10 protein-coding genes are annotated in these 11227 nt (G+C 67.3%); 5 read left to right on the top strand and 5 right to left on the bottom strand.

The window, feature by feature from the left end:
* Positions 1-285 precede the first annotated feature (285 nt).
* Both LPW26_RS25140 and LPW26_RS25135 read left to right on the top strand, forming a co-directional pair.
* Entirely contained in the window at positions 286-897 is a 612-nt protein-coding gene (locus LPW26_RS25140) for a hypothetical protein (RefSeq protein WP_238738498.1), read from the top strand.
* 155 nt (positions 898-1052) lie between these two features.
* Positions 1053-2006, top strand: coding sequence for a ribose-phosphate pyrophosphokinase (locus LPW26_RS25135; RefSeq protein ID WP_238738497.1), 954 nt, complete (start codon positions 1053-1055; stop codon positions 2004-2006).
* A 176-nt stretch (positions 2007-2182) separates the two neighbouring features.
* Here the strand turns inward: LPW26_RS25135 and LPW26_RS25130 are convergent, their stop codons facing one another.
* Entirely contained in the window at positions 2183-2701 is a 519-nt protein-coding gene (locus LPW26_RS25130; protein ID WP_238738496.1) for a 6,7-dimethyl-8-ribityllumazine synthase, read from the bottom strand.
* A 352-nt stretch (positions 2702-3053) separates the two neighbouring features.
* Here LPW26_RS25130 and LPW26_RS25125 point away from each other — a divergent pair, with 352 nt between their 5' ends.
* Together LPW26_RS25125 and proC are read left to right on the top strand one after the other, a co-directional pair.
* A complete protein-coding gene (locus tag LPW26_RS25125) occupies positions 3054-3557 on the top strand; it encodes a type III secretion system chaperone family protein (protein ID WP_238738495.1) in 504 nt (167 codons plus the stop codon).
* Positions 3558-3741: 184 nt separating this feature from the next.
* Complete coding sequence (gene proC, locus LPW26_RS25120; protein ID WP_238738494.1) at positions 3742-4575, top strand: pyrroline-5-carboxylate reductase; 834 nt, start codon at positions 3742-3744, stop codon at positions 4573-4575.
* A 114-nt stretch (positions 4576-4689) separates the two neighbouring features.
* Here the strand turns inward: proC and LPW26_RS25115 are convergent, their stop codons facing one another.
* From LPW26_RS25115 to LPW26_RS25105, 3 genes are all read right to left on the bottom strand, one after another.
* On the bottom strand, positions 4690-6078 hold the full coding sequence (locus LPW26_RS25115) for an ATP-binding protein (RefSeq protein ID WP_238738493.1): 1389 nt from the start codon (positions 6076-6078) through the stop codon (positions 4690-4692).
* A gap of 259 nt (positions 6079-6337) precedes the next feature.
* Positions 6338-7063 (bottom strand): response regulator, encoded by a 726-nt coding sequence (locus LPW26_RS25110; protein ID WP_238738492.1) that lies wholly within the window; start codon positions 7061-7063, stop codon positions 6338-6340.
* Positions 7060-7632, bottom strand: a complete 573-nt coding sequence (locus LPW26_RS25105; RefSeq protein ID WP_238738491.1) for a MarR family winged helix-turn-helix transcriptional regulator — start codon at positions 7630-7632, stop codon at positions 7060-7062. The genes LPW26_RS25110 and LPW26_RS25105 overlap by 4 nt, the downstream gene beginning before the upstream one ends.
* A gap of 278 nt (positions 7633-7910) precedes the next feature.
* On the opposite strand from LPW26_RS25105, the gene LPW26_RS25100 reads away from it, so the two are divergent.
* Entirely contained in the window at positions 7911-9026 is a 1116-nt protein-coding gene (locus LPW26_RS25100; RefSeq protein WP_238738490.1) for a branched-chain amino acid aminotransferase, read from the top strand.
* Between the two features lie 178 nt (positions 9027-9204).
* On the opposite strand, the gene mutL is transcribed toward LPW26_RS25100, so the two are convergent.
* Positions 9205-11001 carry a DNA mismatch repair endonuclease MutL gene (mutL, locus tag LPW26_RS25095; RefSeq protein ID WP_238738489.1) on the bottom strand — a complete coding sequence of 599 codons (1797 nt, stop codon included), beginning with the start codon at positions 10999-11001 and terminating at the stop codon, positions 9205-9207.
* Positions 11002-11227: the final 226 nt, after the last annotated feature.

Here is an 11227-nt window from a genome sequence, read left to right as displayed (position 1 = left end):
GGGTTACCCCCCGCCCCCCAACCCCCCCCCCCCCCCTTCCCCCCCCCCCCCCCTCTCCCGGGGCCCCCCCCCCCCCCGGGCCCAAACCCGGAATGACTGGGGAGGGGCCGGCGCGGCGGTCGCCGCACTTCACTGAAATCTTTCGTCAATTTCGCACGACGCGGGTGAGATCCCGGTGACGCTACACAGCGCCGCAGCCTGGCTGCCCTAGACCTTAACGGATTTTAACGATATCGCTTCGTCCGTCCGGCGGCTGCTCAGCCGCGCTGTTCGACGGGACCCTGCATGAACCATCGCCCCTTCCCACAGCCCGCCTCGCGCCTGAAGCGCGCCGTCCTGGTGCTGGGACTGATGGGTGGATTGGCCGGCTGCGTCACCGAGGGCGGCCCCGGCGCCGGCCCGATGGCCTCCGCTGGCGGATCGACCATCGCGTTCGACTCGATCGACGGCCCGCCGCCGCAAGTTTTCGACCGCATGGTGTCGGTGCTCGACAGCGAAGCCAAGCTCCGCCGCGTCGCCGTGGTGTCGCGCGAAGGCTCCGCGGCCTATCGGGTGCGCAGCTATCTCTCGGCACAAGTGCGCGGCAATCGCACCAATATCGCCTGGGTTTGGGACGTCTACGATCGCAACCAGCAGCGAACGCTGCGGCTGTCCGGCGAGGAGCCGACCGGACGCTCCGGCGGCCGCGACGCCTGGGGCCAGGCAGACGACACCGTGCTGCGCCGGATTGCGCAAGCCGGGCTGACCGGCGTCAGCGGTTTGGTCAACGGGACCTTACCGACGCAGCCGGACGTTCCCGCGCCGACTGCACCGGCCACTTCCGGACCAGCGATCGCCAGCGCCGAGCCCGTCCCACCCGATGAAGCCGCAAGCTCACTCAGCTTCGCAGCGCGCTAAACACGACCTATGTCGAATCCGCATCGGAAAACCGCCTGCGACGGGTTGCCATCGCACGCTGGCGGCTGATATCACCTGCGCTCGCAAAGACGTCCGTTTTTCGTGAGTCAACCGATATGCTGAACGTAGTATCCACCACGCGGGGAGACGCGTCGATGTCGGGCAAGAACGGCTCCGTCAAACTGGTGGCCGGCAATTCCAACCCGGCGCTGGCCCGCGACATCGCCGACTGGCTGAAGATGCCGCTGACCAAGGCCAGCGTCCGCCGCTTCGCCGACAACGAAATCTTCGTCGAGATTCAGGAGAACGTCCGCGGTTCGGACGTCTTCATCATCCAGTCGACCTCGTTCCCGGCGAACGACCATCTGATGGAACTGCTGATCATCACCGACGCGCTGCGCCGCGCCTCGGCGCGCCGCATCACCGCGGTGATTCCGTATTTCGGCTACGCCAGGCAGGACCGCAAGGTCGGCTCGCGCTCGCCGATTTCGGCCAAGCTGGTCGCCAACCTGATCACGCACGCCGGCGTCGACCGGGTGATGACGCTCGACCTGCACGCCGGGCAGATCCAGGGCTTCTTCGACATCCCGACCGACAACCTCTACGCCTCGCCGGTGATGGTGCGCGACATCAAGGAGCGCTTCGACCTGTCGAAGGCGATGGTGGTGTCGCCGGACGTCGGCGGTGTGGTGCGCGCCCGCGGCCTCGCCAAGCGTCTCAACACCCCGCTGGCGATCATCGACAAGCGCCGCGAACGCGCCGGCGAGTCCGAAGTCATGAACGTGATCGGCGAAGTCGAAGGCTACACCTGCATCCTGCTCGACGACATCGTCGATTCCGGCGGCACACTGGTGAACGCCGCCGAAGCGTTGCTCGCCAACGGCGCGACCGAAGTCTACGCCTACATCACCCACGGCGTGCTGTCGGGCGGCGCCTGCGCCCGCATCACCGGCTCGAAGCTGAAGGAGCTGGTGATCACCGACTCCATCCAGCCGACCGAAGCGGTCCGCAACGCGCACAACATCCGCACCCTGCCGATCGCCTCCCTGATCGCCGAAGCCATCGACCGCACCGCGTCCGAAGAGTCGGTGTCGAGCCTGTTCGACTAGCTCCCCACCTCTCATTCGTCATTCCGGGGCGCGCGTCTTCGCGCGAACCCTGAATCCCGACGTGGTGACGGGAACGATTCAACAACCTCTGGATTCCGGGTTCGCGCAGCCCCGCGGCGCGCCCCGGAATGACCACCGAGAGGTTGGCGACAAGCTCCACCCGCCAATGCGGCTAACTACACGATCCCCGCCGCCACCTGCCCGCGCAGGCGCTCGAGGCTGAGCAGCGTGTCGGCGCAGGCGTGGGCGACTTCGGCGCCCTTGGCGGCGAAATGCTGCTTGAAGAACGCGATCTGATCGTCGCCGCTGTCGAGCGTCTGCGGCGTCGCGATCGCCGAGAACACCGGCACTTCGGTGCGCAGCTGCACCTCCATCAGCGATCGGATCACCGTCTCGGCGACGAAGCCGGTCAGCCCGCCGTCGACCACCAGACCGGCCGCGACGATCGCGGTGTAGCGGCGCGTCTTGGCCAGCGTTTGCACGTGGAGCGGAATTTCGAACGAGCCGGGCACCTCGAACAAATCGACCTGCGACTCTGCGACGCCGCGCAGCACGATCTCGCGCGCGAAGGATTGCCAGCACTCCGCCACGACGTCGTGATGCCAGGACGACTGCACGAAGGCGACGCGCTGCGGCCGCGCAAATCGTGGGTACGCGGATGGCGGCGGCGTTGCGGCGGAGTCGGTCTCGGTCATCGGGCACTTACCTCGGAATTGGGAACGAAGCTCAGGCTACCAGCGCACGAGATCGAAGCAAAGGTTAACGGCCGAGGCGACTCGCGACAGGTGAAATCGAACCGCCAGACTCGGCAGACGCGAATCCGATTCCGTTTTGTTCTTCCCGCATCCTGATCGAGCTGTGGACGGACCGCCGTTAGGCTGTGGATGGACTCGCCTCGGGATTGCACGGATTCGGCAAATCACATCATTTCATCTCTGCAACCTCGGTTCGTCCGGATCGGGCAGGATGCAGCGATCCACCGGGCACAGGCGCGTACTGGCCTGCCACATGCGTATCAGGCACATTCAAACTGAAGGTCGAGACGGCATGGCCATGCTCGAAGGCATCTTCGATTCCACCACATCCAATCCGCTTGCGGCGGTCGAGGACATTGCCGCTTCGAACGATCTGGTGTTCGAGCGCTCCGGCGAAGACGAAATCACCATCGCGGCGAAGGGGCAGTGGACCGACTACACGCTGTCCTTCACCTGGATGGCCGAGATCGAGGCGCTGCATCTGGCCTGCGCGTTCGACATGAAAGTGCCGGCGGCGCGGCGCGGCGAAACGCAGCGACTGATCGCAGCGGTCAACGAGCAGCTCTGGGTCGGTCACTTCGATATCTGGACCCATACCGGCACGATCATGTACCGCCAGGCGCTGATCCTGCCGGGCGGATTGTCGGCCACCAATGCGCAGTGCGAGACGATGCTGATCAGCTCGATCAGCGCCTGCGAGCGCTACTATCCGGCGATCCAGTTCACCGTCTGGGCCGGCAAGACCGCGGCGGAAGCGATGAGCGCCGCAATGTTCGACACCGAAGGCGAGGCATAGATCTTCGGTTTTACCGTGCGGAGTGTGTCTCGGCATCATTTAAAGGCCGTCATGGCCGGGCTTGACCCGGACATCCATCGTCCTGCAAATCATCTTGGATTAGATTGATGGATCGCCGGGTCAAGCCCGGCGATGACGATCGGTGATAGTGTCGCCGACGATGCTCAATACGGTGGGATTTTCCATGACGACCAAACCAGTGCGGCCGCTCGCTCAGCTCGCCGGCAATGTGGTGCTCGCGGGCGCCGGCAAGATGGGCGGCGCGATGCTGACCGGCTGGCTGGCGCAGGGACTCGATGCCGGCGACGTCGTCGTGGTCGATCCGCAGCCCTCCGACGAGATCAAGGCGCTGACCGCGCGCGGTGTCCGCCTCAACGCCGCCGCCGCCGATGTCGGCGCCGTGTCGACGATGCTGATCGCCGTCAAGCCGCAGACCTTCGCGGGCGCCGCCGAGGCGCTGCGTGCCTATGTCGGCCCGTCGACGCTGGTGGTGTCGGTGATGGCCGGTATGCCGATCAAAACACTTGCGGCCAAGGTCGGCGGCCATGTCGTCCGCGCGATGCCGAACACGCCGGCCGCGATCGGCCGCGGCATCACGGTGGCGGTCGCAGCCGATGACGTCACTTCCGTGCAGCGCGCCACCGCCGATGCGCTGCTGCGCGCTACCGGCAGCGTCGAATGGGTCGACGACGAAGCGCTGATCGACGCGGTCACCGCGGTGTCGGGCTCGGGCCCGGCCTATGTGTTTCTGCTCGCCGAAGAACTCGCGCGCGCCGGCGTCGAAGCCGGGCTGCCAGAAGCGCTGGCGACGACCCTCGCCCGCGCCACCGTCGCCGGCTCCGGCGAACTGCTGCATCGCTCGGATCTGGATGCCGCGACCCTGCGCAAGAACGTCACCTCCCCCGGCGGCACCACCGCCGCCGCACTCGAGGTGCTGATGGCGGGCGACGGCTTCCGCCCGCTGCTGACCAAGGCCGTAGCCGCCGCGGCGAAAAGGTCGCGGGAATTGGCGAAGTAAGCGCGGCCTCGCGCCACGCACCACCGTCATCGCCCGGCTCGACCGGGTGATGACGACTGAGGACGTGGCAGCGCTTCGAACGACACGGCCGCACGACGCGCGCCCGTCAACGTTCTACACCGGCACCCGCACGGTCGCGCGTAGTCCGCCCATCGGGCTGTCGCCCAGGGTGATGTCGCCGCCGTGGGAGCGGGCGATGTCGCGGGCGATGGCGAGGCCGAGGCCGGTGCCGCCTTCGTCCTGGTTGCGGGCGTCGTCGAGCCGCAGGAACGGCTTGAATACTTCCTCGCGCATCGCGGCCGGAATGCCGGGGCCGTCGTCGTCGATCATCACGGTGAGATAGCGATGATCGCGTTGGCCGGTGATCGCGATGCTGTCCGCGTGACGCGCGGCGTTCGACACCAGGTTGGCGAGGCAGCGCTTGAACGCCGCGGGCTTCACCGTCACCACCGGCTGGCCGCTGAACGACACCGTCGCGGTGTGGCCATGGCGCTCGGCGTCGCTGCGCAATTCCTCGAGCGCCGCCGCCATGTCGGTCGGCTGCGCCTGCTCGCCCGAGTCGCCGCGCGCGAACGCCAGATAAGCCTCGAGCATCGCCGCCATCTCGTCGACGTCCTTGCGCATGCCCTCGGTTTCAGGCGCGTCGCCAATCAGTTCGAGCTCGAGCTTGAAGCGCGTCAGGATGGTGCGCAGGTCGTGCGACACGCCCGCCAGCATCGCGGTGCGCTGCTCGATCGAGCGCTCGACGCGGCTCTTCATTTCGATGAACGCGTAGGCGGCACGCCGCACCTCGCGGGCGCCGCGCGGCTTGAAGTTCGGTGCGTCGCGGCCCTTGCCGAAACTTTCGGCCGCGTCGGCAAGCCGCAGGATCGGCCGGATCTGATTGCGCAAGAACAGCACAGCGACGATCAGCAGCACCGTCGAGGTGCCGACCATCCAGAACAGGAAGATCTCGGAGTTCGACGCATAGGCGGCGCTGCGCAGTGCGAACACCCGCATCACCGCGTCGTCGAGCTGGATGCGGATCTCGACCAGGTTGGAGCGGCCGACCGTGTCGATCCAGAACGGCCGCGCGATCTGACGGCTGATCTGCTTAGAGATCGACTGGTCGAGCAGCGAGAAGAACGGTTTCGGTCCAGGCGGCGGCATCTCGCCGGGGCCGAGGAAGTCGACCACGAGGCCGAGCCGCGTCTGCGCGATCCGGCGCAGCGCCGCGCTGTCCTTGTCCTGCGGATAGCTCTTGTAGACGTCGATCAGCGCCGCGATGTCCTGCACCACCGCCGCCGAGAGCCGCTGCGTCACCGTGTTCCAGTGCCGCTCCATGAACACGAAGGCGATCACCGATTGCAGCAGCACCATCGGCACGATGATGATCAGCAGCGCGCGGGCATACAGCCCCTTCGGCATGAAGTCGTTGAAGCGCTGGCCCATCCAGCCATTCGCCGCCGACACCCGCCGCGACGCGGAGCGGATCAGCGTGAGCCCGGTGTCGATCGTGCTCATGAGGACGCTCGCGCGGAGAGTTTTCGTGCAAGAGCACGGCTCCCGCCCCGCCCAGCGCGCGCTCCCTCGCCCCGCTCTTGCGGGGAGAGGGTTGGGGTGAGGGGCAACGGCCTCTCCGCGAATGCCGGCGCTGCTGACATAGGCCGTGCCAGGCCCCTCACCCGGCGCGCAAAAGCGCGCCGACCTCTCCCCGCGCAGAGCGGGGAGAGGTTACGCAGTGCCTGGGGCGAAGCTCTGCTCATCACGAACTAATCAGCCCCTACGGCGCCGCCACCAGGCGATAGCCGATGCCGCGGACGGCTTGCAGGAACAACGGATTGGCCGGATCGCGCTCGATCTTGCGGCGTAGCCGGTTGATCTGCACGTCGACCGCGCGCTCGTTGGCATTGGCGCCGCCACCGGTCAGTTCGCCGCGCGGCACCGTCTCGCCGGGCGCCGCGGCCAGCACGCGCAGCATGTCGCGCTCGCGGTCGGTGAGATGCACGATCTCGTCGCCCTGGCGCAACTCGCCCCGATCGATGTGAAACACGTAAGGCCCGAACGCGATGGTCTCGGCCTTGCTGGCCGGCGCCGGCGAAGTGCGCTTGAGGATGTTGCAGATTCGCAGCAGCAGTTCGCGCGGCTCGAACGGCTTGGCCACATAGTCGTCGGCGCCCAGTTGCAGGCCTTCGATCCGCGCCTCGGCCTCGTGCCGTGCCGTCAGCATCACGATCGGCACGTCGGACGTCACACGAATCGAGCGTGCCAGATCGAAACCGGTCTCACCCGGCATCATCACGTCGAGGATCAGTAGATCGAAATCCAGCCCGGCGAGCTTGGCGCGGGCATCCGGCACGCTCTGCGCCGTGGTGACCCGATAGCCTTCGCCGGCAAGGAAGCGCGACAGCAGATCCCTGATGCGGCGGTCGTCGTCCACCAGCAGCAGATGCGGCGCATCGTCGGCGGGGCGGACCGGCTTCTTGGCCAATGCGGCGAGCTGAATCACGTGACGTCCTTTGTGCTGGCGCCAGCCTTCGACTGCAGGATGGTCTGGAGCACCTTGTCCGGATCATCGCGGTCGATCATGGCACGCAGGAATTTGCTCACCGCTTCCACTTCGCCCGAGCCCAGGCCGCGCAGCGCGTCGGCGATGCGGTCGGTCTGCAGCCCGGCGAGCTTCACCACCAGCGCCTCGCCCTTGGGGGTGGCGAAAAGAAGGCGTTGGCGGCGGTCACTGTCGCCGGCCTTCTGGACGATATAGCCCTCGTCGAGCAGTTGTTTCAGCACCCGCCCGAGCGACTGCTTGGTGATGCGCAGCACGTCGAGCAGATCGGCGACGGTGAGCCCCGGATAACGACAGACGAAATGCACCACCCGGTGGTGGGCGCGGCCGAAGCCGAACGCCTCCAGCACATGGTCGGCATCCCCGACGAAGTCCCGATAGGCGAAGAACAGCAGCTCGATAATGTCCCAGCGCGGTACGGCCGTGGATACCTCGTCGGGTGCCGGACGCGCGACCGCTGCGGGCACGCGATCATCTTCGCTTTCCGAACCTTTGAAATTTATGTCAGTCATGTTGACATATCTGGTTTTTATGTTACAAAACCGCCGACCAAGACGAAATATTCGACTATTCCGCTTGCGACCCCTCACCGCGCCACCCGATAACCAGATGCGGCGGGACGGCGTGCATGCGAATGTCGGACGGCTCGGCAGAAACATAGCGGAGTTCAAGGATTCCGCCAAAGCATGTCTCCCGGCCCCGCCGGGAGCCGATCACCCAGCGCGGCCGGCGAATGCCGGGCTCGCACAACACGGCCACCTGCAGGCGCGCCGATCCAGGAGACAGGTCCATGGGAATCTCGTTCGACAAGAAGGTCGACGGCTCGGTCTGGCTGAACTTCGACATCCAGCCCACGGCGAAGCCGACGGAGCTGCAAAACCGCACCGACAAGTTGAAAGACCCGGGCTTCGGCCGGGTGTTCACCGATCACATGGCGATCGTGCGCTATGAGCACGGCAAGGGCTGGCACAGCGCCAAGGTCGAATCCCGCGGCAACTTCCCGCTCGATCCGGCCACCGCCGTGCTGCACTACGCGCAGGAAATCTTCGAGGGGCTCAAGGCCTATAAGCGCGCCGACGGCGGCGTGAACCTGTTCCGGCCGGACGCCAATGCGCGGCGCTTCCGCGATAGCGCCGATCGCATGGCGATGGCGCAGTTGCCCGAAGACATCTTCATCGAGGCGATCGAGCAGGTCGTGCGCATCGATCGCGACTGGATCCCCGGCGGCGAAGGCAGCCTTTACCTGCGGCCGTTCATGATCGCCAGCGAGATCTTCCTCGGCGTCAAGCCGTCGGCCGAATACATCTTCGCGGTGATCGCCTCTCCGGTCGGCTCGTACTTCAAGGGCGGCCCGGCCCCGGTGTCGATCTGGGTGTCCGAGCAGTACACGCGGGCCGCGATCGGGGGCACCGGCAGCGTCAAATGCGGCGGCAACTACGCGGCGTCGCTGCGCGCGCAGGCCGAAGCGATCGAGCACGGCTGCGACCAGGTGGTGTTCCTCGACGCGATCGAGCGCCGTTACGTCGAAGAGCTCGGCGGCATGAACGTGTTCTTCGTGTTCGACGACGGCTCGCTGTCGACGCCGCCGCTCGGCACCATCCTGCCCGGCATCACCCGCGACTCGATCATCGCGCTGGCGCGCGAGGCCGGCCGCACGGTGCGCGAAGAGGCCTACACCATCGAGCAATGGCGCGCCGACGCCGCCAGCGGCAAGCTCAAGGAAGCCTTCGCCTGCGGCACCGCCGCGGTGATCTCGCCGATCGGCACGGTGCGTTCGGCGAGCGGCGACTTCACCATCAGCGGCGGCGTCGCCGGCGAGGTCGCGATGGGCCTGCGAAAGCAGCTCGTCGACATCCAATACGGCCGCGCGCCGGATACGCACGGGTGGGTTCGGAAGGTGTTCTGAACGACGGCCCCTCCGCGAGTCATTCCGGGGCGCTCACGCAGTGAGCGAACCCGGAATCTCGCCTCCGCGATGAGCTGACTCACTGCCTGGGGCGCCCTCACCCCAGCCCTCTCCCGCAAGCGGGAGAGGGAGCGCGCGGTGCCTGGGGCTGAAGCAATGCGCTCCACGCGCACGGCAACTATCTCCGCCCGAACAGCTTCTCGATATCGGTCAGCGTCAGTTCGACATAGGTCGGGCGGCCGTGGTTGCATTGGCCGGAGTTCGGCGTCGATTCCATTTCGCGCAGCAGCGCGTTCATCTCTTCGGGCTTGAGCACGCGCCCTGCCCGCACCGAGCCGTGGCAGGCCATCGTCGCCGCGACGTGCATCAGGCGGCGCTCCAGCGGCAGCGCTTCGTCCCATTCGGCCATGTGTTCGGCGAGATCGCGGAGCAGCGACGACGCATCGGTCTTGCCGAGCAGCGACGGCGTCTCGCGCACCGCCACAGCTCCGGGGCCGAAGCTCTCGATCACCAGGCCGAACTTCGCCAGTTCGTCGGCGCGCGCGACGAGACGTTCCACCGTCGCCTCGTCCATCTCGACGATATCGGGGATCAGCAAAATCTGCCGCTGCACGCCATTGGCGTCGAGCGATGCCTTCAATCGCTCGTAGACGATACGCTCATGCGCGGCGTGCTGATCCACCACGATCAGTCCGCCGCGGGTCTGCGACACGATGTAGGTTTCGTGGATCTGCGTCCGCGCCGCGCCGAGCGGACGGTCGAGCAGATCCGGCGCGATTTCGTGCGAACGAATGTCGGCGCTCGGCGCGCCGACATCGAACGTCGCCTGCGTGCGCTCGGCGAAGGACGGCGCTGCGAAGCCGGCGCCGCCGCCGACCGGATAGGACGGCGAACTACGCCAGTCCCAATTCGCCGGCGGCGCCGCCCCCGGGCGGAACGTCGAGATCACACTGCTGGCGCTGTTGGCGGCGGTGCGCCGGCCCTCGCGCGCAAGTCCCTCCTTGAGCGCATGCACGATTAGCGCGCGGACCAGGCCCGCATTGCGGAAGCGCACTTCGGTCTTGGCGGGATGCACATTGGCATCGACCTCGCGCGAATCCAGCGTCACGAACAGCGCCAGCACCGGATGGCGATCGCGCGGCAAGTAATCGGCATAGGCGCCGCGCACCGCCCCGAGGATCAGCTTGTCGCGTACCGGCCGGCCGTTGACGAACAGATACTGCCCGAGCGCATTGGCTTTGGTCAGCGACGGCGACGCGGCAAACCCCTCGACGACAACGCCTTCACGCTCGGCGCGGACTTCGATCGCGTTGGCACGGAAGTCGGCGCCGAGGATATCACCGAGCCGGATCAGCTGGCCCGGCGCGCCGGGCAGCGCCGCCGCCCAGGTCACCGGCGCTCGCTCCTCGCCCGCCAGCGTGAAAGCGATGTCGGGGCGCGCCATCGCAAGGCGGCGCACCACTTCGCGGATCGCTTCGGCCTCGGTGCGATCGGTCTTGAGAAACTTCAGCCGGGCCGGCGTGGCGAAGAACAGATCGGCGACTTCGACCCGCGTGCCCTGCGACAGCGCCGCCGGCGCAATCGGGCTCTTGTCGCCGCCCTCGACCCGCAGCGCCCAGGCGTGCGGCTCGGCCGCGTGCCGCGTGGTGATCGACAGCCGCGCCACCGCACCGATCGACGGCAGCGCCTCGCCGCGAAACCCGAGCGTGCGGATCTGCAACAGGTCCTCGTCGTCGAGCTTCGACGTCGCATGGCGATCGACCGCCAGCGCGAGATCGACCGCGGTCATGCCCGAGCCGTCGTCGGCGATCACGATCTTCCGCCGCCCGCCGCCGTCGCTGAAGATGTCGATCCGGCTGGCACCGGCATCGATCGCGTTCTCGACCAGTTCCTTCACCACACTCGCCGGCCGCTCCACCACCTCGCCGGCGGCGATGCGGTTGACGATGGTTTCGGGGAGTTGGCGAACGGGCATCAGGCGACTCGAAGTGGGGCGTGAAGTTTAATCGACCTTGATGGTGATGGCGATGCGCTGCGGCTCAGAGCTCTCTTCACCCTCCCCTTGAGGGGGAGGGTCGGCGTGTGGCGCGCGAAGCGCGGTACACGCCGGGGTGGGGTGAGCCGCGGGCACAGCGGATGAACTCTTCGCGGGGGCGCCCCCCGCGGGCGGGGGGGGCGGGCGCCCCCCCCCCCCCGCGGGG

The sequence above is a fragment of the Rhodopseudomonas infernalis genome (assembly GCF_022271405.1).
Lineage (GTDB): Bacteria > Pseudomonadota > Alphaproteobacteria > Rhizobiales > Xanthobacteraceae > Rhodopseudomonas > Rhodopseudomonas infernalis.
Note: the sequence above shows the minus strand (reverse complement) of the source record. Positions and strands in the feature narration are given on the sequence as shown.